Consider the following 25173-nt stretch of genomic DNA (forward strand, 5'->3'; position numbering starts at 1 on the left):
TATCTTTAAGTTATCACAACTTAAATCTAACTAATGGAATCTTTATTTACAATTGTTTTTATTTTACTTCTTATTGGTTCTGTACTTTCTGTAGCAGGTTTTATTTTGTACTTATTTACAAAGAATAAAAATGAGATAGAAAGTGTAGAAATGTCTCTAAAACTAATGGTTTGGGGAATAGGGATTTTACTTGCTTCGGGTTCAATTTGTGGCTTAATTTTAATTGGAAACTAATATGATATATTCAGTAATATTTGCAGAAGGAGGATTTGGAAACGATTTTATTTATGTTATTATAGCAATTTTAGCAGTAATTGCACTTATTGGAGGCGCTGTTGGAACAGTAATTTCGCTAATCATAAATTCTATTTCTGGAAAAAGTAAATCTTCAAAATACTATTTAATGATTTTTGGAATGTGTGCATTGGTTACACTTATTATTTCAGGAATGGTTTGTGGATCTATGTAAACATCGTACCTTTCATTAAAACTTAAATCTACTTAAAACTTATATTATGCCGGTTAGAAATTACACGTATTACGATTATACAATTTCACTTTGTCCAGAATGTTTAAAACGTGTTGGTGCAAAAATTATTATCGAGGACGAGAATGTTTTTATGACAAAACGTTGTCCAGATCATGGTTTCTTCAAAACAAAAATAGCAACGGATGTCGATTATTATAAAAACATAAGAAATTACAATAAAGCATCAGAAATGCCTTTGCATTTTGAGACAGATGTAGAATATGGTTGTCCGTACGATTGTGGTTTGTGTGTCGATCACGAGCAACATTCGTGTTTATCAATTGTTGAGGTGACGGATCGATGCAATTTAACGTGCCCTACTTGTTACGCCATGTCATCGCCACATTACGGTTCTCATCGTAGTTTAGAGCAAATAGAAGCGATGTTTGATACCATTGTTAAAAATGAAGGCGAACCCGATGTGGTTCAAATTAGTGGCGGAGAGCCAACAATTCATCCACAATTTTTTGAGATTATGGAAATTGCAAAATCAAAACCAATTAAACATTTGATGTTGAATACAAACGGAATTAGAATTGCGAATGATCCAGGTTTTGCAGAAAAATTAGCAACTTATGCACCAGAATTTGAAGTTTATTTACAATTTGATTCATTTAAAAAAGAAGTTTTAGAAGATTTTCGAGGAAAAGATTTGACAGATGTTCGAATGAAAGCTTTAGAAAAATTGAATGAATTAAATCTTTCTACAACTTTGGTTGTTGTTCTTCAAAAAGATAAAAATACGGATGAAATTGGAAAAATCATCGATTTTGCTTTAAAACAAAAATGTGTACGTGGAGTTACTTTTCAACCTGTAGAAATTGCAGGCCGAAACAGAGAAGACTCTATTCATGAAAAAATTACCTTAACGGAAGTTCGTCAAGAGATTCTGAATCAATATCCTCTTTTCAATGGAGATGATATTATTCCGGTTTCGTGTAATCCTGATGCTTTGGCAATGGGATATATGTTAAAATTAAATGACGAGGTAATTCCGTTAACACGCTATATAAATCCTGCCGATTTATTGAATAACGAATCAAAAAATACAATTGTTTACGAACAAGATGAAGAATTGAAAGTACAGTTGTTGGATATTTTTAGCACAGGAATTTCTGTGGATAAAGTACAACCAAAAATGAATCAGTTGCTTTGTTGTTTACCAGAAGTTTGCGCGCCCGAATTGGATTTAGATTACGATAATTTGTTCCGAATAATCATTTTGAATTTTATGGATGCACATGATTTTGATGTTCGTGCTGTTAAAAAGTCTTGCGTACATATCGTCAACAAAGATTTGAAATTAATTCCATTCGAAACAATGAATTTATTTTATCGTGACGAAAAAGCTGCTTATTTAGAAGAATTGAGAAAAGAGGATAAAGTGTTGTTTTAGATGATGATGACAAATTGCTTATTTTTTGGAGATAGTATTACCTACGGCGAATATGACGGGGTTTTGGGAGGTTATGTAGAAATTTTGAAACGTTATTGCCATGCTGAGTTTTATAATAACAATGCAAACGAAGTCAATTGTTTTAATCTCGGAATAGGAGGAGAGACAACAGAAGGTTTAATGAAACGATTTGAAATTGAGACAAAAGCGCGCTTTTCTCCTGACGAAAATCTAATTTTCTTTTTTTATGGCGCAAATGATTTGGCTTTATCTGAAGGAAAAGAAATTGTTTCGTTGACAGATTTTGAGCAAAATTTGAGTCAAGTTATCTCTCAGGCAAAACGATTTGCTACAGAAATTTATGTGATAAGTATTTTACCAATTTCTAAAACGGTTGATGGAATAAAAGTTACTGAACGTAAATTTCGTACAACTCAAAAAATTGAATTATTCAATCAAAAGCTAAAAGATTTAGCGCTTCAAAATCAAATAGAATTTATTGATATTTTCTCACGTTTTAATCTAACTAAAGAAGAATTTCTTTCAAAAGACGGTATTCATCCAAATGAAAAAGGATATCAATTTATTTCAAATCAAATCAAACCGATTGTTGAGAAATATTTGTAAATCTATTTTTGTTGAATCTGACTTCTATAATATGGAATCAAATAATCTTTAAAAATAGAAATGAAATCGACCCAAATAAACACGTAGTTGGCGCGTTTTGGCTTGTTCCTGTTGGTGAGATATAAGAAATTAATAACCCAACTAAATATCCGCATAAAGCGTAATAACTAAATTTTAGAATTGTTTTTAATGCTTTGTTTTTCATCTAATTAGTGTTTTAATAAAGATATGATTTTAATTGATAGTAAACAAAATAATCTTTATTCATTATAAATAACTCATTTTGGTTTTGTAACTTTGTTTGTGAAAGTTTATGGTAATTTTTCAAATAAAAAATTAGTATTAACAAACGAAATTTTCTTCGGGGCAAGGCGAAATTCCTTACCGGCGGTTATAGTCCGCGACTCCTTTAACTTTGTTATGGGACTGATTTGGTGAAACTCCAAAACCGACAGTATAGTCTGGATGAGAGAAGAAAATTGAACACAACTGAAAGTCATGAGTGATAAGTGTTAAGTTCTGAGTAAAAAACTCATGACGCACAACTTTGAGCTTATTACTTAATAATGTGTTTCGCCCTGAAGTGATGTTTCATGATAAAACAAAAATCAAATGAAAACAATCACACAATTTGGCTCAACAGCCAATGAAAGAATTGCAAATGCAATAAAAGATCTACAAAACGGAAAAGGAATTTTATTAATTGATGATGAAAATCGTGAAAACGAGGGTGATATCATTTTTCCTGCTTCCACAATTACTGCGCCTGATATGGCTTTATTGATTCGTGAATGTAGCGGTATTGTTTGTCTGTGTCTTACACAAGAAAAAGCAGATGAATTGGAGCTAAATCCTATGGTCGAAAACAATAACTCACGTTTTCATACTGCATTTACAGTAACTATTGAAGCAAAAGAAGGTGTAACAACTGGTGTTTCTGCAGCCGATCGTATACAAACGATAAAAACAGCAATTAATCCAATTGCAAAACCGACTGACCTTAATCGACCTGGACATGTTTTTCCTTTAATTGCTCGTCCAAAAGGCGTTATGGAACGTCGAGGACATACAGAAGGAAGTATTGATATTGTGAAATTAGCAGGTTTAGGAAATGAAGCAGTTTTGTGCGAATTGACAAATGTTGATGGTACAATGGCGAAAGTTCCGCAAATTATAGATTTTGCCGAAAAACATGAAATGACTGTTTTGACAATTGAGGATATTTACGAATATCGTCTTCAATTAGAGGAGAAAAAACAATTAGAATTCGCTTAAATTAAAAACTAAAATACATCATAAACTTTCAAAAATCTTCGGTAGAAATACGCGAAGATTTTTTTTGATTTTATACAAAATTTATTATCCAAAATCAAGGTAATTTTGAATAAAATCAATGTACATTTAAAAACTTAAAATTCAAATTACAAAATGACATCAGAGGAGAAAGTTCCATCCGTTTGGAAAAATAAAGAATTTATTCCATTCATATTTTTAAGGTTTTCCTTAATCTTTGCTTTATTCATTCAGAGTACATCTGTTGCGTACGAAATTTTTAAAGTCACTCAGAAAGAAATTTTTCTTGGATTAATTGGTTTAGCCGAGTTTTTACCAATTCTTTTAACTGCTTTTTATGCGGGACAATTGGTTGATAAATTGGATAAACGGATGATTTTGGTACGAAGTATTGGTTGTTTTATGACCGCTTCTTTTGTGTTGATGATTGTTAACTTTCCGTCTGTCAGAGAAGCAATAGGAATTCCTGTCTATTTGGGTATTTGTTATTTCGCATTTTTTATTTTAGGATTGACAAGATCTTTTAGTGGTCCAGCTTTATTTGCACTTTTAGCTTTAGTTGTCCGTAAAGAAAACTATACAAAAGCAATTCCAGTTTCTTCGTCTGCATTTATGATAGGGTCAGTTTTAGGGCCTTTGGCAGGAGGAGTTATTTTAGCAAAATTTGGTATTGAAGCTGCTTTGATAACTGCTTTTACAATTATGTGTATTTCGATGGTGATGATATTGTTGATCTCTAAAAAACCAGCAGAAATATCTGAATCAGAATCAACAGAATCGCCAATGACACGTATCAAAGAAGGGTTGAGATTTATATGGGGAACACCGATTATCTTAGCTGTTTTGAGTTTGGATATGTTCGCGGTTTTCTTTGGTGGAGCAGAATCGTTGTTGCCAGCTTTCGTTGAAAAAGTATTGAATCAAGGTTCTGAAGCTTTTGGTTTATTACGTTCAGCACATGGAATTGGATCGATTATCATGATGTTTTTCTTGTCAATGATTCCAAGTTTATTGAAAGGAAATGTTGGGCCAAAATTATTGGGAGCAGTCGCAATGTTTGGTGTTTGTATTATCTCTTTCGGATTTAGTCAAAATCTGTATTTATGTTTTGTTATTTTGATGTTTGGAGGTGCTTTTGATGCAATTTCGATGGTAATTCGTCAAAGTATTTTACAAATCAAAACGCCCGAAAATTTGAAAGGGCGTGTTTCATCTGTCAATTCAATATTTGTGAGCTCTTCTAACGAATTAGGAGCTTTAGAAAGTGGAATTGCCGCAACATTTTTAGGATTAGTTCCTGGAATTATTTTTGGAGGAACGATGACAATTTTAACCGTAATTTTAATTGCATTTTTCATCAAACCTATTCGAAAAGTAACCTTAGAATAAAATATTTTACTTAAAAAAATAGACAATAAGGCTTTTGTTAATTTTTAAAGTCTATTTTTGCAATAAACTGTTCAGAAAATGTTTAAATATTTATTAATTGCTTTTTGTAGCTTATTCATAATTTCTTGTTCGACAGATACTTTTGAAGAAGATTTAATTGAATCGAATGAAAATTTGTTTCCAACTGGTTATTTCTCTAATCGTTATTTTTTTGATGATTTTGATAATCTTTATCAATTTGATAGTATTCAAATTATTTATGATGAGGAAAATCGTCCTATTGAGAAGAAAGTTAAGTATTTATTATATTCGTTAAGGGATCAGAAAGTAAATTATATCAATGATTCTGAGTATGAAATTATAGAGAATGGTCAATTAATAGAAACAGGAAATTATCAGCTAAAACTATATTACAAACACAAAATCATTCAAAAAATTTGGTCTGAAAAAAATGGCATTGTAACGAAATATGATTATCAACCAATTGATGGTGATACAGTTTTGACTTCGGTTCAAGAATTTAAAGATAATAGATTAGTTGCTAATGAAACTTATACATGGGACAGAAATAATAAATATCCACATGTAACAAATTTGGATAGTATTGTAAGAACTGATATTATTGACGATGACAATTTGATAAGAACTGTAACAAAATTTGAATATGATAAATATCAAAATCCATTTATTAGATTAGGAATTTTTGATGATATTAATTATAGACATTTATCGTTTAATAATTTTATCAAGAAAAGTATTAGGATTACTAATAAAGATAATGTGCAGATGTTTAAAAATGTTTTTAATTGCGAATTCAAATATAAAAACGGGAAAGTAGATTTAACGAAATAACACAAAGCGAATCAAACGATTCGCTTTTTTGTTATCTTTAAGAAAATAATTATCAATGAAATCTATTGTTTACTTTTTACTTTTAGGATTTGGTTTGTTGAGTTGTAAGCGAGAATTATCGTAAGAAGAACGCGATAAATTGCGTCAAGATTCGATTAATCAAAAGATTTTGGCAATGGGAATGAATGCAGATTCTTCGTTTTCTTATAGAAAGTACGAGAAAGATTTAGAAAAAAAAATTGAAGATGATTCTGTAAAACCTGAGTTGATCTTTATCCCTTTTTCTGATTATCAATTTATTTTTTACAACGATTCAGTTACATATTTTTATTATAATAAGTTTCCTTACGATAAAATCTGTGGAACTGAAGCTTTACAGGATTCTAATGATAAAAAAATAACGGAGTTATTTAAAGTTAAAAAGAAAGATCTAATTCTAATAAAATCAGATACAATAATTGATTTTATTAAAAGAATAGAACAGAAAACTGAAAAAGATAAAAGAATTCCAAAATCTATTGTCATAGGAATAAATAAAGATTCAATTAAAAGTAAAGAGCTTCAAAAATTAAGAAATTATTTGATAAATACTAAATTACGCTACATTTATCGTCCGCTTTCAACGCGCGAACGTTTGGTAGCCGATGCGAAATTCAATAATACTTCCGAAGATTTTTCTAAAGTAAATTGGGATAGCGCTTATCACGAGGATTATAAGAAGTTTTATCCAGAAAACTAAAGCGTCAATCCTTCCAAATCATCAATGGTCCCGTTGTAGATATTCACATCAACTTTATAACGTTTTACACCATCTATGGTTGCTTTTTCGGTAAATTGCCAAAAATCCCAATGCCCTTTCATTTCTTGGACCCAAAAATTGTAATTGGCAATCCAAATAATATAACCATCAAAATGATCTTGTAAATAATCTTCAAAATATTTATCTGATGTATAAATAATCGGTTTGATATCGTAATGCTCTTCAACAATTTTGCACCAATTCTTGATTCCTTCGACTAAACGATCCATGGATTGTGTTTTCGGTAAGGTTTCAATATCCAAAACTGGAGGCAAATCACCATTTTCTAATTTTACTTTTGCAATAAAATTTTGTGCTTGTAAAGTAGAGTTTTCATCTGGACGATAAAAATGATAAGCACCACGCAAAATATTATTTTCTTTTGCACCTTCCCAATTATCCTCAAAAGTCTCATCAATAGACGAAGTTCCCATTGTAGAACGGATAAAAGCAAAATTTATCGGATACAAATTGTAAATCGTATGCATTTTCGTCCAATCAATTTTTCCTTGATAATGCGAAACATCAACACCAAAAGTTTTGAGATAATATTTATCCATCACCTCAATATTTCGGATATCAAATTTTGTGACTTTACCATCAACCAATTTTTCACCTTTCAGCGATTTTTCTACAACCGAAAAATAGTAATGAATACCATGGCGATAACGATATGCAAAATAAACAACGCACAAAATCAGCAGACTAATCACATAAGTCGAAAGTTTGATTTTTTTTAATGTATTAAAAATAGATTGTTGTGTTTTCTTTTTACGAGGCATTTTAGTAGTTGAAATAGATAAATTCTATGCAATATTACTTCAATTTTCGATGATAAAAAAAGTAAAATCTTCATTATCTTTGTTCAGTATGAAAAAATGGATATTAGCCGCAAGGCTTCGCACATTACCACTTTCTTTGAGTGGATTATTATTGGCTGGATTTATTGCAAAATCAGAAGGAATTTTTCGAAATGATATATTTTTCTTATCTCTTTTAACAACTTTGGCTTTCCAAATTTTATCAAATTTCGCGAATGATTATGGCGATGCGGTAAAAGGAACAGACGCAAATAGAGTAGGAGAACAGCGTGCTGTAGCATCTGGATTGATTACACAAAACCAAATGAAAGTTGCCATCGGAATTATGGTTGCGATTTCTTTAGCTTGTGTTGCTGCATTGTTGTATGTATCTTTTTATCCAAATGATATGAAATACATTTACATTTTTCTTGGCTTGGGTGTTGCGTCTATTTTTGCAGCAATGGCTTATACAATGGGAAAAAAACCATACGGATATATTGGTTTAGGAGATGTTTTTGTGTTTTTATTCTTTGGAATTTTAGCTGTTGCGGGTGGAGAATTTTTATATTCTAAAGTTTTTCAATGGCAAATTTTATTACCTGCAGCTTCGATGGGATGTTGGAGTGTAGCAGTGTTAAATTTGAACAATATGCGCGATGTGAAAAATGATGTCAAAAACAATAAAATTACGGTTGCATCAAAGTTAGGATTTCAAAAAAGTAAATATTACCAAATGGCTTTAATGACGATTCCGTTCGCATTAAGCGCATTATATGTAACGATGTCACCACTTAAACAAGGTAAATTATCTGGTTTTGTATTTTTAATTTTAATCTTTTTTGCAAATGCCATTCGTCGTCAAATTTTTGCAGTAAAAGATCCAAAAGATTTCGATCCATTTTTGAAACAAGTAGCAATGTTAGCTTTATTTTTCGCTGTATTGTTGGGATATAGCTTAATCGGTTTCGATTTTATTGATACTTTAATTCGTTAATCACAAAAAAATATATAATGAAAATTCAATACTTAGGACATGCCTCGCTTGCGATTGAAGCAAACGGCAAACACATTGTTGTTGATCCATTTATTACACCAAATCAATTAGCAAAAAACATCGATTTCGAAACTTTAAAAGCAGATTATATTGTCATTACGCATGCGCATCAAGATCATGTCTATGATGTGGAAGAATTGGCAAAACGAACAGGCGCTTTGATTATTTCGAATGCAGAAATTGCTTCTTATTATTCGGAAAGAGGTTTGAAAGCACACGGAATGAATACGGGCGGTAAATTTAGTTTTGATTTTGGTTCGATTCAATCGACGATTGCATTTCATTCGAGTTCATTTGCTGACGGAACGTATGGAGGAGATCCGAATGGTTACATTATCGAAAGTGAAGGAAAGCGTGTTTACATCGCTGGTGATACAGCTTTGACGTACGAAATGAAGTTGATTCCAGATACAATTGGACAACTTGATTTAGCAATTTTACCAATCGGAGATAACTTTACGATGGGTGCAAAAAGTGCTTCTATTGCGGCAGAATATGTGCAAGCAACTAAGGTTTTGGGTTATCATTACGATACATTTCCACCAATTAAAATTGATAAAGCAGAAGCGAAATCTATTTTCTTTTCACGTCATATTCAATTGATTTTATTAGAAATTGGAGAAGATTTAACAGTTTAAGAAATTCTTTACAATATATAAAAGCTCGAGATTATCTCGAGCTTTTTTTATTTTTTAAAATACATATTAGTTTTTGTAATTGAATTATCCTTTTCTTTCTGTATTACTTGGAAATAACAATTTTGATTTTGTTTTATATTTTTAGGATCAAAGAATAAATATTTGCTTGTAGAGCTGGAATTTACTCTTTTGTCAATAAATATTGTATCATATTTTTTAATAGTCTCTTTATTTGAAAAGTTATTAGTTAATTCATCAGAACATAAAATACAAACATATGTTTCTAATTTTTCAAAGCTTGCTAACATATCTTTTGGAATATTTACAATGATAGAATCTTTGGTAGGTTTGTAATAAAAACTAAATACATTATTTATAGTACCTTTTTTTGAATTAGGTGTTTTTTTCAAGAGTATTAATTGATTCTTAATTATTTTATTATTCACTCGTAGATTTTCAGTAAGCATTACATTCTTAAGAATATTTTTTTGATAATACATATCATTACTCCAGCCTATTAAACTTCCTATATTTCTATCTTTTCCTCTTAATCTAATGGTGTCTATAGTCATTACAAATCCATTTTTATTATAACCTCTTTCAAGAAAAGTTGAATCATCAATAGTAACACTCGTAAAGGAATTTATTGTATCATTTTTAATTCTAAAAGTACCTTTGTCAATTAACTCTTCTTTTACAGAACAACTTATTAGTAGAATAATTGAAAAAAATATTAATATAGATTTTATCATTTTTTAAATGTTTAGAATCGAAATTATTGTAAAAATATGAAAGTTTAGTAAAATCTTTCTCATTCGATTATCTTTGCCGCAATTATTCGATAAAATTTATGATTACAGTTAATGATATTGCCGTTCAATTCGGTTCTACAACTTTGTTTAGTGGAGTTAGTTTTGTAATTAACGAAAACGACAAGATTGCCTTAATGGGTAAAAATGGTGCAGGAAAATCTACTTTGCTTAAGATTGTTGCAGGAATCAATAAACCTTCTTTGGGAAATATTTCAGCGCCAAAAGATGCGGTAATTGCTTATTTACCACAACATTTGTTGACCGAAGATAATTGTACTGTTCGCGAAGAAACGTCGAAAGCTTTTGCTGAATATTTATCAATGAAAAATGAAATTGATGAATTAAATGAGCAGTTAACTGTACGAACTGATTATGAAAGTGATGATTATATGAAGTTAATCGAACGCGTTTCAGAAGTTAGTGAGAAATTTTATTCGATAGAAGAAGTAAATTACGAAGCCGAAGTGGAAAAGGTTTTGAAAGGAATGGGATTTGCGCAAGAAGATTTGGATCGATCAACTTCTGAGTTTTCGGGAGGTTGGCGTATGCGAATCGAATTGGCTAAAATTCTTTTGCGTAAACCAGATTTGATTTTATTAGATGAGCCTACAAACCACTTGGATATCGAATCGATTCAATGGTTAGAGGATTTCTTGAAAAATCAAGCCAAAGCTGTTATGGTGATTTCGCACGATCGCACATTTGTCGATAATATTACGAATCGTACAATCGAAGTGACAATGGGACGAATTTATGATTATAAAGCCAAATATTCTGACTATTTAGTGTTGCGTCAAGATCGTAGAATTCATCAGCAAAAAGCCTATGATGAGCAACAAAAATTCATAGCTGAAAATAAATTATTTATCGAACGTTTTCGTGGAACTTTCTCTAAAACAGAACAAGTGCAATCGCGCGTTCGTATGTTAGAAAAGCTAGATATTATAGAAGTTGATGAGGTTGATACTTCAGCTTTGAAGTTAAAATTTCCAGCAGCTGCACGCTCTGGACAATATCCTGTTGTAGTCGAAAATTTAGATAAATCGTATGGTGATCATATTGTATTTAAAGATGCAAATATGGTAATTGAACGAGGACAAAAAGTAGCGTTGATTGGAAAAAATGGTGAAGGAAAATCAACAATGATTAAAGCGATTATGAATGAAATTGATTTCGAAGGAAAATTAGAAATCGGTCATAATGCACAAATCGGATATTTTGCTCAAAATCAGGCCGCTTTATTAGATGAAGATCTAACGATTTTTGAAACTCTAGATCGCATTGCTGAAGGCGATATCAGAACGCAAATCAAAAGTATTTTGGGTGCGTTTATGTTCAAAGGTGATGATATCGACAAGAAAGTAAAAGTTCTTTCTGGTGGAGAAAAAACGCGTTTGGCAATGGTAAAATTGTTGTTAGAGCCTTATAATGTCTTGATTTTAGATGAGCCAACAAACCATTTGGACATGAAAACAAAGGATATTATCAAAGATGCGTTGAAAGAATTTGAAGGAACAGTAATTTTAGTTTCTCACGATCGTGATTTCCTAGATGGATTGGTAGAAAAAGTTTTCGAATTTGGAAATAAACGTGTCAAAGAACATTTCGAAGATATCAAAGGTTTTCTTGCAACAAAGAAAATGGAGAACTTGAAAGAAATAGAAAAGTAAATTTTAGATAAAAACAAAAAATCCACTCAACTGAGTGGATTTTTTTATGCTTGTTTCTTCACGAATTTCGTTAAAATAACGATTAATTGTCCGTCAACTTTTCCTTCAATTTGTTCGGTATTATCATGAACTAAACGAATATTTCGTACAGCAGTTCCAATTTTTGCATTGATAGAAGAACCTTTTACGTCCAAATCTTTAATCAATGTCACCGTATCCCCATTCACCAAAATATTTCCGTTGCTATCCTTGTGCAAATCAACACTTCCGTCACCTTCGTGATCACCAGATGCTTTTGCCCACTCCATATTTTCGTCATCCAAATACATCATATCCAAAGCATCAGCAGCCCAAGATTCGTTACGAAAACGATTCAACATTCGCCATGAAAGCACTTGTACGGCAGGAACTTCGCTCCACATAGAAGAAAGTAAAAATGATTCCCAAAATGAAGTATCTAATTCCTCTTTCTTTTCAATTTGGTTGATACATTTTTGTGTAATGTAGACATTTCGATCAGGATTACTACTCGCATCAGGATTCACTTCATAAATAGCCAAATTTTCTGTAACTCCCGTCAATTCGCATTGGTTACCACTTCTTTCTTGTAAAAATGTATCTAATTTCATGTATTGATTTTAAAACTTTTGCAAAGATAACCTTTATTTAGAATTTAAACTTTTGAGGTATTTTAATCAGAATTATTTAAATTCGTTAAGAATAAAATTCAACCTTAAAATATGTTAGTAAAGAAAAACTCGGGCGAGTTAATCCCATATGATCCAAAAGCTTTAAAACGTTCGTTAACGAAATCTGGTGCAAAAAAAGAGGAAGTTGAAGAAGTTTTCGAATTAGTTTCGAAAGATCTTTACGATGGAATTCCGACCAGAGAATTGTATCGCATTGCTTTTGCTCATCTCAAAAATTATAGAAATTCGTATGCAGCGCGTTATAGCCTAAAACGAGCTTTGAGAGATTTGGGACCAGAAGGATATTATTTTGAAAAGTGGATTGGAAGAGTAATGCAAGCAGCAGGATATCAATCGTTGCATTCTGAAATTGTACAAGGAAATGCGGTAACGCACGAAATTGATGTGGTGGCTTCTAAAGGAGATCAATTGCTTTTCTGTGAATGTAAATTCAGAAATGACGAAGATGCCAAAATTTCGGTGACAACGCCGATGTATTTTTTATCGCGAATGAAAGATGTAGAAAGCCATACGTATCATTTTTTTGGACGAGATATGAAACCAACAAAAGGTTTCTTGGTAACGAATGCGTATTTAACGACGGATAGTATAGATTTTGCAAATTATTATGGAATTGGATTGATTTCTTGGGATTATCCTGAAACAAATAGTATCAAATATTTGGTTGATAATGCGGCTTTGTATCCAATTACATGTTTAACGACTTTGACGCCAGAGCAAGAAAAAGTTCTTTTGTCAAAAGAATGTATTTTGGTGAAAGATTTACAACAAAATAATAAGTTTTTAGATTCATTGAACTTGTCTCAAGAACAACGAAACGAAGTTTTGGAAGAAACGAATGAATTGTTAGAAATCGAGAATTTCACGTGCGAAATTGCTTAAACTGAAATAAAAAAGAAGCTCAATATTGAGCTTCTTTTGCTTTATAATTCTTTAAAAATTTCAAAACTATCTTTGTGATCGCACCAAAATTCATCCAAATTAATCATTCGATCTTTTAGGAACGGAATAATCTGTGGCCAATCGGTTTCTCTAAAAATACTAATGTTTTCTAAACGCATTTTTATCGTCGAAATCATTTTTCCATCTTCATCATAATCTTCTTTTGTCCAAATCCATTTTTCGCCAAGATAACTTTCCAAAACATTTTCATATTCCTCAAACTGTTCATAAATCATCAGTTGAACGGACGGATCTGGATGCGAAATTTCAATCGAAACCTCTGCAAACTTGCGTTCGACATCCGTTCTAAAATAAACACCTTTTATATCCGTTTTGTAATTTATCCAATTAATACGCGTTCCTTCGGCATTCATCTGCAATTTCATATACGTTCCATACGAAATCCAAAAATCCTTTTTTATGCGATAAGCATCTTCTTTTGAAAACAAATTGATTATTTTTTTACAAAAATCGGTTTAATATTCTATTCAACAAAATTTCGAGAAAAATAGCTTGGATTGATTCTTGTTCTATTACATTTGAACAAATATTTTTAAAAAGTAAATATGAAACTATTTTCTTTCCTTGGTTTAATGGGAATTTTGGCTTTTTCTACTGTAAATGCACAATCTGTAGAAACTGTAAAATATGAAGCTTTGCACGAAAAAATAGCAAATTATAAAGATCAAATTGTGGTGGTTAACTTTTGGGCAACGTGGTGCGCACCTTGTGTAGAGGAGATTCCTGCGTTTATGGAAATTAATGAAAAATACAAAGACAATCCAAATTTCAAGATGTTGTTGGTTTCGTTGGATCGACCAAAAATTATCGATAAAGTAAAGAAATTTATGGTTGACAATAAGATAAATGCAGAAGTTGTTTTGTTGGATGATACCAAACGAATGAATGAATGGATTCCGTCATTTGATCCGAAATGGGCAGGAAATATTCCTGTGACAATCATTTACAATAAAGGAGAAAAAGTTGTTTTTCATGATCAAGCCATGACAAAATTTGAATTAGAAGATTACATTACCGAATATCTTAATTAAACGATAAAACTCCTGAAAATACTTTTAGGAGTTTTTTATTTTTTGTAAGTTTATACTAACATAAAACTACAAAAATGAATAAAAAACATATTAGAAAAGATGTTATTCAACATTTAATTCAATTGAAACAAAATGAAATTGATGCGTTAAAAGAATCTGAACGAATTTATGCTGAAGGAGCAGATTTAGACGAAGAATCAAGTTTAGAGTTAGATGATTTTGCACAACAAAGTCAGTCGACAGATGCAGCGAGAAGTTTACGAGTTCGTATCAATCAAGCAACTGAAGATTTAGAAAATTTTAAAGCGTTAAAACCTGAATTGGTTGACGAAATTACAGAAGGAAATGTTGTGTTTACAGATAAAGTGAATTTTGTAATTGGTTTATCTTTCAAAGATTTTGAATGGGAAAATAAAAAGTTTGTTGGAATTAGTACACAAGCGCCTATTTTTGATGCTTTAGTTGGAAAACGAGCTGGAGATAAATTAGAATTTAATGGAATCAATTATACCATAGAAGAAATATTATAACATGCCAAAAATACATACAATCGATCTTAATTTTCAGAATGAAAACGAAGCAATCGCATCTTATTTAATCGAAACTGAACAAGGACCAATCTTGGTTGATCCAGGGCCATATTCAACTTTTGAAAATTTGAAAGCGGGAATTGAAGCGTTAGGTTGGCGAGTAATCGATATCGAAAATATCTTAATTACACATATTCATTTTGATCACGCTGGTGCTGCGTGGAAATTTACAGAACATGGCGCAACAATTTTCTTAAATCCGATTGGTTTACCACATCTGAAAAATCCTGAAAAATTGTGGGAATCAGCAAAAATGATTTATGGCGATGATATGGATCGTTTGTGGGGAGAAATGAAACCAATTGACGAAGAATATTTGGTTGGTTTGGCAGATGGACAAAGTGTGGAGTTTGGTGATGCGGTTTTTCAGACTGTTTATACGCCTGGACATGCTGTTCATCACAATGCTTATGTGTTAGATGATGTTATTTTTACAGGTGATGTAGCAGGAGTGAAGATTGAAAACGGACCTGTTGTGCCGCCTTGTCCGCCGCCAGATATTAATATTGAATTGTGGAAAGAATCGATTGCTAAATTGAGAAAAATTAATGCAAAAGGAATTTATCCGACGCATTATGGTTATCACGAAGATTTAGAAAATCATTTTGATCAATTAGAAAAATCGTTGGATGATTGGTCAAATTATATCAAACCAATGTATGATGATCAAATTCCGAACGAAGAAATTGTGCCTGTTTTTGTCGATTATGTCACAAAAAATTATAAAGATTTAGGTTTGACAGAAGATCAAATTCAGGTGTATGAATATGCCAATCCATGCTGGATGTCTGTTAATGGACTAATGCGTTATTGGAAATTAAAAGAACAAGGAAGATTATAAAACGAAAAGCTGTCAAAAATTTTTGACAGCTTTTTTTATTCTATTTTTAATTCATATTGTTCAACCAAAATATTTCCCGTAGAATTTAAAATTTCAGTTCCAAATTCAAACGAAGATAAATAGACGTTTTGTCCAATATAATCTCGTTTATTCATCTCATTTATCAACTCCATCACATTTACTTTTCCCGAAGTTCGTTTTTCTTTTCGCACAAAAGCAATATAATCCCAGCTTGTATTCAAATCTTTTTTAATAATATGACCTCTGTAAATATCATATTGTCCAAATGTGGTTATTACATTTCCTACTTTTTTGCCAAATGGCTTGAATTTATTGTAATCTTCCCAAATCATTACTTCAATTCCGATGGTTTGTAGAGCGACTTTTGGCGAATTGTGTAACCAAAAATCAAAAGCTAAATTATATTTTTTGTCATTAACCTCTAACTTCGTTTTATAGTCAACTTCAAATGTTTTTACCTCATTTATATTCTTGAAATAATTATCAGTTTTGATGTCAGTTAAATTAAACCAAGCACTTTCTCCAAACCAAATTTCAGGATAACCCACCACGCCATATTTCTTGCCAGGCGTTTGCCATTTCCAACCAGCTGCTGTGTCAGTTGCGAAAATTGTTTGCGAATAAACACCTTTTTTTATTTTGTGTTCGCCCCATTTATTATTGTTAATTTCATATTTCTGCCATTTTATGGTCGCTCCATTTTCTGACTTTTCTTGATTAGATTGTTGACTAAAACTAAGAATCGAAAAAGAGAATAATAAAATATTTAAAAGTTGTTTCATCATTTATGCTAATTAAAAAAGGATGCAAAAGCATCCTTGTAAAAATATGAAATTGTGATGATTATAATCGAATTAATTTGTCTTTTGCAACTTGATAATCTACTAATAAATCGTCGAAAACTTCTGCAACTGTCGGAATAGAATCGATTAATGACGAAACTTGACCAATTTCTAATTCTCCATTTACCAAATCGCCTTCAAACATTCCTTTCTTAGAACGTCCTCTACCCAAAAGTTCTTTCAAATCTTCTGCGGTTGTGCCTTGTTGATATTTTTCTTGAACTTGATTATAAAACTCATTTTTAATCAATCGAACAGGAGCCAATTCTTTCAATGTAAGTTGCGTGTCACCTTCTTGCGCATTTACAATCACATCTTTGAAAGCTTGATTAGCAGAAGATTCCTGAGTTGCAGCAAAACGAGAACCAATTTGTACTCCATCTGCACCTAATGCAAATGCTGCTAAAATTTGAGAACCTGTTCCAATTCCTCCAGCAGCAATTAATGGAATATCGATTTGACGTTTCACATTCGGAATAAGACAAAGTGTAGTGGTTTCTTCTCTGCCATTATGTCCGCCAGCTTCAAAACCTTCTGCCACGACAGCATCCACTCCTGCATCTTGAGATTTTAATGCAAATTTGACACTACTGACAACATGTGCAACAGTTATTCCTTCTTTTTTTAAAGTTTCTGTCCACGTTTTTGGATTTCCGGCAGAAGTAAAAACAACTTTTACACCTTCCTCCACAATAATTTGCATAATTTCTTCAATATTCGGATAAAGCATTGGAACATTAACGCCAAAAGAATGATTTGTAGCAGCTTTACACTTCTTTATATGCTCGCGTAAAACATCAGGATACATGCTTCCAGCACCTATTAAACCTAGTCCTCCAGCATTACTTACAGCTGACGCTAATCGCCAACCACTATTCCAAATCATACCACCTTGAATAATTGGATATTTTATTGCAAATAATTTTGTTATATTCGTGTCCATTTTCGTTATATTTAGGCATAAAATTAAATAAATATAGAGAACGAAAAAATTTAATTTTAACATAAATACTGACAGTTTGACTTTGGCAGATTATTTGATTTGCAAAAAATCAAATTTTAGAAAATAAATTAGAGTTTAATTGTCTCTACTAATAATAAAAAATATAAGCTATGTATTGGACTTTAGAATTAGCATCTTATTTAAGTGATGCACCTTGGCCAGCAACAAAAGATGAATTAATTGATTACGCAATTCGTACTGGTGCACCTTTGGAAGTTGTAGAAAACTTACAATCTATTGAGGATGAAGGAGATTCTTACGAAAGCATTGAAGAAATTTGGGCTGACTATCCAACGGACGACGATTTCCTTTGGAACGAGGACGAATATTAAAAATAAAAAAGCCCAAATTGGGGCTTTTTTCGATTCTATAATCTATAACTAACATAGTTAACGTATATTTGCATCTTAATTAGTCTCAAATATATTGTGGCTAATTTTGACGAAGAACGCAGAAAAATATGAATATTTTAAACAAAATTTTACAAGGTTTCTTAGGTGATAAGAATGCCAAAGATGTAAAAGAATTACGAAAATATGTTGACTTAGCGAATGAAGCTGGTCAAAAGCTTAGTTCATTATCAATTGATGAATTAAGAGGGCAAACTTTAGAGTTTAAAGCTAAATTAGCTGATGCGACTAAAGATTTCAAAACTCAAATTGAAGAGTTAAAAAAACAAGTTGAGGAAACAGAAGATTTTGGTGTAAAAGAAGATTTATACGCTAAAATTGATAAAATCAATAAAGAAGCATACGAAGTAGAAGAGAAGATTTTATTAGAAATCTTACCAGAAGCTTTTGCTGTAATGCGCGAAACAGGGAAACGTTTTACTGAAAACGAAACGTTAGAAGTTACAGCTTCTGAGTTTGATAAAGTTTTGGTAAATCGTGGACACGATTTCGTTTCTCTTAAAGATGATAATACTGCAATCTGGAAAAACTCTTGGGATGCAGCAGGTCGTCAAGTAACATGGGATATGTCTCATTACGATGTTCAGTTTATTGGAGGTACCGCTTTACACTTAGGTCGTATTGCGGAGATGCAAACAGGGGAAGGTAAAACGTTGGTTGCAACTTTACCTATTTACTTAAATGCACTAACTGGTCGTGGAGTTCACTTAGTAACGGTGAATGATTACTTGGCAAAACGTGATATGGCGTGGATGCGTCCAATTTTCTCTTTTCATGGTTTATCAGTAGATTGTATCGATAATCACCAACCAAACTCTCCAGGTCGTCGCGATGCGTATGCATCTGATATTGTTTATGGAACAAATAACGAATTTGGTTTCGACTATTTACGTGACAATATGGCAAATACACCAGATGCTTTGGTACAACGTGAATTAAATTTTGCGATTGTCGATGAGGTCGATTCAGTTTTAATTGATGATGCTCGTACACCATTGATTATTTCTGGTCCAGTTCCACAAGGAGATCGTCACGAATTTGATGTATTAAGACCAAAAATTGATCGTTTATATCAAATGCAACGTGAGATGTTAGGAAAAACATTAAACGAAGCAAAAACATTATTCAAACAAGGAGATTTAAAAGAAGGTGGTTTCAAATTATACCAAGTTTACCGTGGTTTACCAAAATACAAACCATTAATCAAATTCTTATCTCAAGATGGTATTCGTGCTCAATTACAAAAAACAGAAGCGCATTTTATTCAGGATAATAACCGTGAAATGCCAAAAGTTGACGAGCATTTATACTTTGTTATTGATGAAAAACAAAATCAATCAGATTTAACAGATAAAGGAATCGAGTATTTGTCTAAAGGAATGGAAGATGAGAATTTCTTCATTTTACCAGATGTTTCGACAAATATTGGAGCAATTGAAAATTCAGGAAAAACTAAAGAAGAAATTCTTCAAATGAAAGAAGAATTTTTCCGTGATTTCTCAATCAAATCTGAGCGTATCCATACTTTAAGCCAATTGTTAAAAGCATATACATTATTCGAAAAAGATATCGAGTATGTTGTGGTTGAAGGTGAAGTAAAAATCGTTGACGAATCGACAGGTCGTATTATGGATGGTCGTCGTTATTCGGATGGATTGCACCAAGCAATTGAAGCGAAAGAGAATGTAAAAATTGAAGCAGCTACACAAACGTTTGCGACAATTACATTACAAAACTATTTCCGTATGTACAATAAGTTAGGAGGTATGACTGGTACAGCGGAAACTGAGGCAGGTGAGTTCTGGGAAATTTACAAATTAGATGTTGTTTCTATTCCAACAAACCGCCCAATTTTACGTAACGATAAAAACGATATTGTTTTCAAAACAAATCGTGAAAAATATAAAGCAGTAATCGAGGAAATTGTTCGTTTATCTCAAGATGACAAACGTCCAGTTTTAGTTGGAACAACTAATGTTGAGATTTCTGAGTTATTATCAAAAGCATTAAAATTACGTGGAATTAATCACAATGTTTTAAATGCAAAATTACACAAAAGCGAGGCTGATATTGTAACAGAAGCTGGTAAACCAGGAGCTGTAACAATTGCAACGAATATGGCTGGTCGTGGTACCGATATTAAATTAACGAAAGAAGTAAAAGAATCTGGAGGTTTAGCAATTATTGGTACTGAACGTCACGATTCTCGTCGTGTAGACCGTCAGTTACGTGGTCGTGCTGGTCGTCAAGGAGATCCAGGATCATCTCAATTCTTCGTTTCATTAGAAGATTCATTAATGCGTTTATTCGGTTCAGAAAGAATTGCAAAATTAATGGACCGTATGGGACACAAAGATGGTGATGTGATTGAACATTCTATGATTACAAAATCTATCGAGCGTGCACAGAAAAAAGTAGAAGAAAATAACTTCGGTATTCGTAAACGTTTGTTAGAGTATGATGATGTAATGAATAAACAACGTGAAGTAATTTACAAACGTCGTCACAATGCATTGTTCGGAGATCGTTTGGAAGTTGATATTGCAAATATGATTTATGATGTTGCGGCTTCTGTTGTAAAATCTAACAAAGATTTCGAAGATTTTGATCAATATGAATTAGATTTAATTAAATTCTTTACAATGGGAACTCCTGTTACTGAAGATGAATTTAGATCTAAATCAATCAAAGATTTAACAAATATTACGTACGACGCAGCAATTGAAGATTACAAAGCACGTATGAAATATGTTGCAGAAACAGCTTTCCCAGTAATTTCGAATGTTTTCGAGAATCAAGGACATATGTTCTCTCGTATTCAAGTACCATTTACAGACGGAATTCGTCAAATGACAGTTGTTTGTGATTTGAAAGAAGCATACGAATCTCAAGGAAAAACGTTAATCAAAGATTTCGAAAAATCAGTTGTATTAAGTTTGATTGATGATAACTGGAAAGAGCATTTACGTGATGTTGATGATTTACGTAAAACGTCTCAAAATGCGGTTTACGAGCAAAAAGATCCGTTGGTTGTTTACAAACAAGAATCTTTCCATATTTTCCAAAGAATGTTGGATACAGTGAACAAAGAAATTATTTCGTTCTTGTTCAAAGGAGAATTACCAAATGCTCAAAAAGAAGAATCTGTAGAGGAAACTGAATCAGTAAACTAAAAAGATTTTTTATATAACTTTTAACCCTTTCTGAAATTTTCGGAAAGGGTTTTTTAGTATTTTTACTTTTTAATTGTAATTTATGATTAAGACTATAGCTATTGCACTTATGACCATTCTTACAATAAGTTGTACTGTTAAAGAATACAAAAAAGTAGTAATTCCATATTCAATTAACAATAGATCTGATTTAATGTCTTGGAAGTTGAAAGGAATTATTGACTCAGCTTTTAGAATGGAATCAGATGCTTTTAGAGATTTTATAGTGTTATCAAATACTGTTGATGGAGAAAGTGCTTATGATTTAGGTTATGTATTAACACAAATTATTTATATGATTGGAGAAGATGAGTTTTTAAAAACTATAAATAATTTAACAAATGATGAAAAAGCAATACTAATTAGTTTTATTAATATTGGACTTGAATACGGTGATAATGATTATGATAATATCCAAGATAACAAAAGAATTGAAGATGAATTTCCTTTGATTCAACAATCATTAATAAAAAAATAAAATTTTAAATAAATGAAATTTGCATACTTACACGGCTACCAAGGTTTTGTAACAGATGAAAAGAGAGAATATTTAGACTCTTTGGGAGAATGTTACGCACCAACAATTGATTACGATAATGCACCAACTTTGATTCAAGATTTGGTAGAACATTTTACAAAAGAACCAATCGAATTTATTGCAGGAACAAGTTTAGGTGGAATGATAAGTTATTATTTGGGATTACTATTAAATGTTCCAGTTTTGATGTTTAATCCTGCTGTAATTGCGGTAGAACGTTTAAAACCATTTTTGCCAGAACAATTATTAAAAGGAGTTCCAACAAAATCAAATTTAATTTTTACAGGTTTAAAAGATGATGTGATCGAACCAAAATTTCAGATTGAATTTGTAGAAAATCTTCAAAAACAAAACGGAAATATTGAACAAATTTTCGATGCTGAAATGACACACTTAATCACATTAGAAGAATTCGAAAAAGCTTTTGAAACTTTTTTGGAGAACAAAAAGTAGATAAAAAATCCCAATAAATTAATTTATTGGGATTTTTAAATTTTATTTATACAAACGCGCTAAATCCTGTAATAGATCGACCTACAATAAGTGAATTAATTTCTTTTGTGCCTTCGTAGCTATAAATTGCTTCAGAGTCAGCAACAAAGCGAGCGACGTCATGCTCTAATAATATTCCATTTCCGCCCATTACTTCTCGTGCTCGTGAAACGACATCTCGTGTTCTCATTGTACAAAAAACTTTTGCTAAAGATGCGTGTTCGTCTAGTAAAATTCCCTCGTCTTGCATTTCAGATAAGCGAAAAACTAAAGTTTGCATTGCTGTTAAATTAGATAACATTTCGACCAAATGTCCTTGTATCATTTGAAAAGAAGCAATTGGTTTCCCAAATTGTTTTCGATTTCGAGTGTAATCTAAAGCGCTTTCATATGCTCCGCGCGCGCAGCCAGTTGCCATCCAAGCAACTCCAGCTCTTGTCATTCGCAATACTTTTGCTGTATCTTTAAATGAATTAGCATTTTGTAAACGATTTTCTTCTGTAATTAAACAATCTTTCAGAGTAATCAAGCCATTCTGAACAATTCGTAAAGCCATTTTTCCTTTGATTTTTTCTACAGAAAAACCAGGATTATCTTTCTCTACAATAAAACCTTTTACTTCTCCATCATCCAAATCTCTTGCCCAAATAATCACTAAATCTGCAAAAGTTGCATTTCCAATCCATTTCTTTTGACCATTTAAAATCCAACCTTCTTCTGTTTTTTTACATGTTGTGGTCAAACCTCCTGCCGCACCAGAACCAACTTCGGGTTCAGTTAATCCAAAAGCGCCAATTTTATCAAATTTTTGCATTTGCGGTAACCATTTTGCTTTTTGTTCTTCCGATCCGCACATATAAATTGATCCCATTGATAGACCTGATTGAACACCAAAAAAAGTGGCGATCGAAGCATCAACACGAGCCATTTCCATAGCTAAAACGCCTTCCATAATAAAAGGTAAATTTGGACAACCATAACCGTCGTAAGTGACGCCGCAAATGTTAAGTTCTTTAAATTTTGGAATTAATTCAAAAGGAAATTGATCGCGAAGCCAATAATCATTAACAATTGGTTTAACTTCTTTTTCCATAAAAGCTCTTACTTTTAATTGTAATTCACGCTGTTCTGGAGTTAAAGTGTGAAAAACATCGTAGAAATCACCATCAATTGGAGGAAGTTCTTTGTGTTTTTTATTTGGATTTAACATTTTCATCATTCCTTGAAGTTGTTTATCATCAAGTTTAGAAAAGTTTTCCATTAAAAGAGGTAAATCTACTTTTTGAGAAATTTTATTTAATTGCTCTAAATTAACAGATTTTAGTAGATGGACGATATTTTTTAAATTAGAAAATGCTCCTGACATATTTTGTGGTTTTTTAACCAAAAATTATCAAAGAGCATTCCTAAAATATTGTATTGTAAGAAAAAATTAAGCTTTACCTAATTTTATTTTCAAATTGTCTAACATTGTAGTTGTCATTTTATCGATATCAAATTTTGGTTCAAATCCCCAATCTGCTTTTGCAACAGAATCATCGATAGAAGACGGCCAAGAATCTGCAATAGCTTGACGGAAATCTGGCGCATAATCGATTGTGAAATTTGGAATATGTTTTTTGATTTCTGCTGCTAAATGTTCTGGTGCGAAGCTTAAACCTCCTAAATTATAAGATTTAAATTCACCTAATTGTTTTGGATCAGCAGACATTAATTCAATAATGGCATTTATTGCATCATCCATATACAACATTGGTAAATAAGTTCCTTCTTTCAAGAAAGAAGTATATTTTCCATCTTCAATTGCTTTGTAATAAATATCAACTGCATAATCTGTAGTTCCACCTCCAGCAGGAGTTTTCCAAGAAATAAGACCAGGAAAGCGAACAGAACGAACGTCTACATTATGATTTTGTTGGTACCATTTGCACCAATATTCTCCTGACAATTTGGAAATGCCATAAACTGTAGAAGGAGTTTGAATTGTATTTTGTGGTGTATTGTCTTTTGGTGTATCTGGACCAAAAACGCCAATAGAAGAAGGCCAAAAGATTTTATCGATTACTTTATCTTTCGCTAATTCAAGGAAAGTAAGTAAAGTGTCCATGTTTAATTTCCAACCAAACATTGGATTTTTTTCAGCTGTACCAGAAAGTAGAGCCGCTAAATGATAAACAGTTTTAATATTGTGTTTTGCAATGACTTCTTTTATTCGATCAGCATCCATTACATCAATTACTTCGTAAATCCCGTCGTAATCAACATCTTTAGGATCACGTATATCAGAAATAATTACATTATTTTTTCCATGAATGGTTTTTAATTTCTCAGCCAATTCAGAACCAATTTGTCCTAAAGCGCCGGTGATCAAAATCGTATCGGTTTCCATCTTAAAAAGTTACTTTGTTTGGTCCCAAATTTAAAGATTTTCTATTGAATATGGATATAACAAAATAATATTTAGATATTAATAATGAAATCGATTGTTTTTTGCTAAATATATAAATATGGAATGATATATATAGAAAAATTTTCTGTTTAATAAGCTTTTTACAATATAAAATATCTTAAATGATAAAGAGTTTTGGTTTGAAAGTTTTAAAAATGTTAATTTTTATCCTTAAAAGTGTTGAAAATTGCACGAATTATTAATACTTT

The 25173-nt window shown here is 31.6% G+C and carries 27 protein-coding genes and 1 riboswitch; of the genes, 19 read left to right on the forward strand and 8 right to left on the reverse strand.

The genetic code is table 11. The features are described from left to right. Window positions 1-33: 33 nt before the first annotated feature. The 8 genes from N5D03_RS12195 (at window position 34) to N5D03_RS12230 (ending at window position 6825) form a co-directional block, all read left to right on the forward strand. Window positions 34-234, forward strand: coding sequence for a hypothetical protein (locus N5D03_RS12195; protein WP_114999701.1), 201 nt, complete (start codon window positions 34-36; stop codon window positions 232-234). Window position 235: 1 nt separating this feature from the next. Then, a complete protein-coding gene (locus N5D03_RS12200) occupies window positions 236-469 on the forward strand; it encodes a hypothetical protein (RefSeq protein ID WP_114999703.1) in 234 nt (77 codons plus the stop codon). A 46-nt stretch (window positions 470-515) separates the two neighbouring features. After that, window positions 516-1925 (forward strand): radical SAM protein, encoded by a 1410-nt coding sequence (locus N5D03_RS12205; protein WP_280037369.1) that lies wholly within the window; start codon window positions 516-518, stop codon window positions 1923-1925. Between the two features lie 6 nt (window positions 1926-1931). Continuing rightward, the gene (locus N5D03_RS12210; RefSeq protein ID WP_280051818.1) at window positions 1932-2552 is read left to right on the forward strand and encodes an SGNH/GDSL hydrolase family protein; all 621 of its coding nucleotides are present in this window, start codon (window positions 1932-1934) and stop codon (window positions 2550-2552) included. Window positions 2553-2905: 353 nt separating this feature from the next. Continuing rightward, a riboswitch (FMN riboswitch) is annotated at window positions 2906-3033 on the forward strand. Window positions 3034-3164: 131 nt separating this feature from the next. Further along, on the forward strand, window positions 3165-3827 hold the full coding sequence (gene ribB / locus N5D03_RS12215; protein WP_114999705.1) for a 3,4-dihydroxy-2-butanone-4-phosphate synthase: 663 nt from the start codon (window positions 3165-3167) through the stop codon (window positions 3825-3827). A gap of 153 nt (window positions 3828-3980) precedes the next feature. Further along, a complete protein-coding gene (locus tag N5D03_RS12220) occupies window positions 3981-5234 on the forward strand; it encodes an MFS transporter (protein WP_280051819.1) in 1254 nt (417 codons plus the stop codon). 78 nt (window positions 5235-5312) lie between these two features. Continuing rightward, window positions 5313-6086 carry a hypothetical protein gene (locus tag N5D03_RS12225; protein ID WP_280051820.1) on the forward strand — a complete coding sequence of 258 codons (774 nt, stop codon included), beginning with the start codon at window positions 5313-5315 and terminating at the stop codon, window positions 6084-6086. A 139-nt stretch (window positions 6087-6225) separates the two neighbouring features. Continuing rightward, window positions 6226-6825, forward strand: a complete 600-nt coding sequence (locus N5D03_RS12230) for a hypothetical protein (protein WP_038332220.1) — start codon at window positions 6226-6228, stop codon at window positions 6823-6825. On the opposite strand, the gene N5D03_RS12235 is transcribed toward N5D03_RS12230, so the two are convergent. Further along, window positions 6822-7667 (reverse strand): GH25 family lysozyme, encoded by an 846-nt coding sequence (locus tag N5D03_RS12235; RefSeq protein WP_280051821.1) that lies wholly within the window; start codon window positions 7665-7667, stop codon window positions 6822-6824. The two genes, N5D03_RS12230 and N5D03_RS12235, sit on opposite strands and share 4 nt — an antisense overlap. An 88-nt stretch (window positions 7668-7755) precedes the next feature. Between N5D03_RS12235 and menA the strand changes: the two genes are divergently transcribed. Together menA and N5D03_RS12245 are read left to right on the forward strand one after the other, a co-directional pair. Continuing rightward, window positions 7756-8682 carry a 1,4-dihydroxy-2-naphthoate octaprenyltransferase gene (gene menA, locus N5D03_RS12240; protein WP_180904787.1) on the forward strand — a complete coding sequence of 309 codons (927 nt, stop codon included), beginning with the start codon at window positions 7756-7758 and terminating at the stop codon, window positions 8680-8682. Window positions 8683-8699: 17 nt separating this feature from the next. Next, a complete protein-coding gene (locus N5D03_RS12245) occupies window positions 8700-9380 on the forward strand; it encodes a metal-dependent hydrolase (RefSeq protein WP_280051822.1) in 681 nt (226 codons plus the stop codon). 47 nt (window positions 9381-9427) lie between these two features. On the opposite strand, the gene N5D03_RS12250 is transcribed toward N5D03_RS12245, so the two are convergent. Then, entirely contained in the window at window positions 9428-10132 is a 705-nt protein-coding gene (locus N5D03_RS12250) for a hypothetical protein (protein ID WP_280051823.1), read from the reverse strand. A gap of 98 nt (window positions 10133-10230) precedes the next feature. Here N5D03_RS12250 and N5D03_RS12255 point away from each other — a divergent pair, with 98 nt between their 5' ends. Next, on the forward strand, window positions 10231-11862 hold the full coding sequence (locus N5D03_RS12255) for an ABC-F family ATP-binding cassette domain-containing protein (protein ID WP_280051824.1): 1632 nt from the start codon (window positions 10231-10233) through the stop codon (window positions 11860-11862). Between the two features lie 44 nt (window positions 11863-11906). Here N5D03_RS12255 and N5D03_RS12260 read toward each other — a convergent pair whose 3' ends face one another. Further along, window positions 11907-12491 (reverse strand): alkylphosphonate utilization protein, encoded by a 585-nt coding sequence (locus N5D03_RS12260; protein ID WP_280051825.1) that lies wholly within the window; start codon window positions 12489-12491, stop codon window positions 11907-11909. A 111-nt stretch (window positions 12492-12602) separates the two neighbouring features. Here N5D03_RS12260 and N5D03_RS12265 point away from each other — a divergent pair, with 111 nt between their 5' ends. After that, window positions 12603-13454, forward strand: a complete 852-nt coding sequence (locus tag N5D03_RS12265; protein WP_038332197.1) for an ATP cone domain-containing protein — start codon at window positions 12603-12605, stop codon at window positions 13452-13454. 41 nt (window positions 13455-13495) lie between these two features. Here N5D03_RS12265 and N5D03_RS12270 read toward each other — a convergent pair whose 3' ends face one another. Continuing rightward, on the reverse strand, window positions 13496-13963 hold the full coding sequence (locus N5D03_RS12270; protein WP_280051826.1) for a DUF4268 domain-containing protein: 468 nt from the start codon (window positions 13961-13963) through the stop codon (window positions 13496-13498). A gap of 117 nt (window positions 13964-14080) precedes the next feature. Here N5D03_RS12270 and N5D03_RS12275 point away from each other — a divergent pair, with 117 nt between their 5' ends. The 3 genes from N5D03_RS12275 (at window position 14081) to N5D03_RS12285 (ending at window position 15997) form a co-directional block, all read left to right on the forward strand. Beyond that, the gene (locus N5D03_RS12275) at window positions 14081-14566 is read left to right on the forward strand and encodes a TlpA disulfide reductase family protein (protein WP_125350184.1); all 486 of its coding nucleotides are present in this window, start codon (window positions 14081-14083) and stop codon (window positions 14564-14566) included. Between the two features lie 74 nt (window positions 14567-14640). Beyond that, on the forward strand, window positions 14641-15096 hold the full coding sequence (locus N5D03_RS12280; RefSeq protein WP_038332187.1) for a hypothetical protein: 456 nt from the start codon (window positions 14641-14643) through the stop codon (window positions 15094-15096). Window position 15097: 1 nt separating this feature from the next. Beyond that, a complete protein-coding gene (locus tag N5D03_RS12285) occupies window positions 15098-15997 on the forward strand; it encodes an MBL fold metallo-hydrolase (RefSeq protein WP_114999717.1) in 900 nt (299 codons plus the stop codon). 35 nt (window positions 15998-16032) lie between these two features. Here the strand turns inward: N5D03_RS12285 and N5D03_RS12290 are convergent, their stop codons facing one another. Beyond that, a complete protein-coding gene (locus N5D03_RS12290; RefSeq protein ID WP_181816286.1) occupies window positions 16033-16800 on the reverse strand; it encodes a hypothetical protein in 768 nt (255 codons plus the stop codon). Between the two features lie 61 nt (window positions 16801-16861). Continuing rightward, a complete protein-coding gene (locus N5D03_RS12295) occupies window positions 16862-17803 on the reverse strand; it encodes a nitronate monooxygenase (RefSeq protein WP_280051827.1) in 942 nt (313 codons plus the stop codon). 170 nt (window positions 17804-17973) lie between these two features. Here N5D03_RS12295 and N5D03_RS12300 point away from each other — a divergent pair, with 170 nt between their 5' ends. From N5D03_RS12300 to N5D03_RS12315, 4 genes are all read left to right on the forward strand, one after another. Continuing rightward, window positions 17974-18195 carry a DUF2795 domain-containing protein gene (locus tag N5D03_RS12300; protein ID WP_019976296.1) on the forward strand — a complete coding sequence of 74 codons (222 nt, stop codon included), beginning with the start codon at window positions 17974-17976 and terminating at the stop codon, window positions 18193-18195. A 128-nt stretch (window positions 18196-18323) separates the two neighbouring features. Continuing rightward, window positions 18324-21446, forward strand: a complete 3123-nt coding sequence (secA, locus tag N5D03_RS12305) for a preprotein translocase subunit SecA (RefSeq protein ID WP_280051828.1) — start codon at window positions 18324-18326, stop codon at window positions 21444-21446. 82 nt (window positions 21447-21528) lie between these two features. Continuing rightward, window positions 21529-21963 carry a hypothetical protein gene (locus tag N5D03_RS12310; RefSeq protein WP_125350180.1) on the forward strand — a complete coding sequence of 145 codons (435 nt, stop codon included), beginning with the start codon at window positions 21529-21531 and terminating at the stop codon, window positions 21961-21963. 12 nt (window positions 21964-21975) lie between these two features. Then, the gene (locus tag N5D03_RS12315) at window positions 21976-22476 is read left to right on the forward strand and encodes a YqiA/YcfP family alpha/beta fold hydrolase (RefSeq protein ID WP_280051829.1); all 501 of its coding nucleotides are present in this window, start codon (window positions 21976-21978) and stop codon (window positions 22474-22476) included. Window positions 22477-22522: 46 nt separating this feature from the next. Here N5D03_RS12315 and N5D03_RS12320 read toward each other — a convergent pair whose 3' ends face one another. After that, window positions 22523-23881: an acyl-CoA dehydrogenase family protein gene (locus tag N5D03_RS12320; RefSeq protein WP_280051830.1), complete on the reverse strand. Its 1359-nt coding sequence runs from the start codon at window positions 23879-23881 to the stop codon at window positions 22523-22525. Between the two features lie 66 nt (window positions 23882-23947). Further along, on the reverse strand, window positions 23948-24904 hold the full coding sequence (locus N5D03_RS12325; protein ID WP_125350177.1) for an NAD-dependent epimerase/dehydratase family protein: 957 nt from the start codon (window positions 24902-24904) through the stop codon (window positions 23948-23950). Window positions 24905-25173 lie beyond the last annotated feature (269 nt).

It is taken from the genome of Empedobacter sp. GD03861 (genome assembly GCF_029840885.1).
Lineage (GTDB): Bacteria > Bacteroidota > Bacteroidia > Flavobacteriales > Weeksellaceae > Empedobacter > Empedobacter falsenii_B.

Excerpts from the sequence above, each read along its gene's own strand:
- N5D03_RS12315 (WP_280051829.1), top strand. The coding sequence starts at position 21,976 with ATGAAATTTGCATACTTACACGGCTACCAAGGTTTTGTAACAGATGAA.
- N5D03_RS12310 (WP_125350180.1), top strand. The coding sequence starts at position 21,529 with ATGATTAAGACTATAGCTATTGCACTTATGACCATTCTTACAATAAGT.
- N5D03_RS12285 (WP_114999717.1), top strand. The coding sequence starts at position 15,098 with ATGCCAAAAATACATACAATCGATCTTAATTTTCAGAATGAAAACGAA.
- N5D03_RS12295 (WP_280051827.1), bottom strand. The coding sequence starts at position 17,803 with ATGGACACGAATATAACAAAATTATTTGCAATAAAATATCCAATTATT.
- N5D03_RS12195 (WP_114999701.1), top strand. The coding sequence starts at position 34 with ATGGAATCTTTATTTACAATTGTTTTTATTTTACTTCTTATTGGTTCT.
- N5D03_RS12320 (WP_280051830.1), bottom strand. The coding sequence starts at position 23,881 with ATGTCAGGAGCATTTTCTAATTTAAAAAATATCGTCCATCTACTAAAA.
- N5D03_RS12205 (WP_280037369.1), top strand. The coding sequence starts at position 516 with ATGCCGGTTAGAAATTACACGTATTACGATTATACAATTTCACTTTGT.
- N5D03_RS12250 (WP_280051823.1), bottom strand. The coding sequence starts at position 10,132 with ATGATAAAATCTATATTAATATTTTTTTCAATTATTCTACTAATAAGT.
- N5D03_RS12290 (WP_181816286.1), bottom strand. The coding sequence starts at position 16,800 with ATGAAACAACTTTTAAATATTTTATTATTCTCTTTTTCGATTCTTAGT.
- N5D03_RS12225 (WP_280051820.1), top strand. The coding sequence starts at position 5,313 with ATGTTTAAATATTTATTAATTGCTTTTTGTAGCTTATTCATAATTTCT.
- N5D03_RS12275 (WP_125350184.1), top strand. The coding sequence starts at position 14,081 with ATGAAACTATTTTCTTTCCTTGGTTTAATGGGAATTTTGGCTTTTTCT.
- N5D03_RS12210 (WP_280051818.1), top strand. The coding sequence starts at position 1,932 with ATGACAAATTGCTTATTTTTTGGAGATAGTATTACCTACGGCGAATAT.
- N5D03_RS12280 (WP_038332187.1), top strand. The coding sequence starts at position 14,641 with ATGAATAAAAAACATATTAGAAAAGATGTTATTCAACATTTAATTCAA.
- N5D03_RS12260 (WP_280051825.1), bottom strand. The coding sequence starts at position 12,491 with ATGAAATTAGATACATTTTTACAAGAAAGAAGTGGTAACCAATGCGAA.
- N5D03_RS12300 (WP_019976296.1), top strand. The coding sequence starts at position 17,974 with ATGTATTGGACTTTAGAATTAGCATCTTATTTAAGTGATGCACCTTGG.
- N5D03_RS12255 (WP_280051824.1), top strand. The coding sequence starts at position 10,231 with ATGATTACAGTTAATGATATTGCCGTTCAATTCGGTTCTACAACTTTG.
- N5D03_RS12200 (WP_114999703.1), top strand. The coding sequence starts at position 236 with ATGATATATTCAGTAATATTTGCAGAAGGAGGATTTGGAAACGATTTT.
- N5D03_RS12265 (WP_038332197.1), top strand. The coding sequence starts at position 12,603 with ATGTTAGTAAAGAAAAACTCGGGCGAGTTAATCCCATATGATCCAAAA.
- N5D03_RS12245 (WP_280051822.1), top strand. The coding sequence starts at position 8,700 with ATGAAAATTCAATACTTAGGACATGCCTCGCTTGCGATTGAAGCAAAC.
- secA (WP_280051828.1), top strand. The coding sequence starts at position 18,324 with ATGAATATTTTAAACAAAATTTTACAAGGTTTCTTAGGTGATAAGAAT.
- N5D03_RS12325 (WP_125350177.1), bottom strand. The coding sequence starts at position 24,904 with ATGGAAACCGATACGATTTTGATCACCGGCGCTTTAGGACAAATTGGT.
- menA (WP_180904787.1), top strand. The coding sequence starts at position 7,756 with ATGAAAAAATGGATATTAGCCGCAAGGCTTCGCACATTACCACTTTCT.
- N5D03_RS12220 (WP_280051819.1), top strand. The coding sequence starts at position 3,981 with ATGACATCAGAGGAGAAAGTTCCATCCGTTTGGAAAAATAAAGAATTT.
- ribB (WP_114999705.1), top strand. The coding sequence starts at position 3,165 with ATGAAAACAATCACACAATTTGGCTCAACAGCCAATGAAAGAATTGCA.
- N5D03_RS12235 (WP_280051821.1), bottom strand. The coding sequence starts at position 7,667 with ATGCCTCGTAAAAAGAAAACACAACAATCTATTTTTAATACATTAAAA.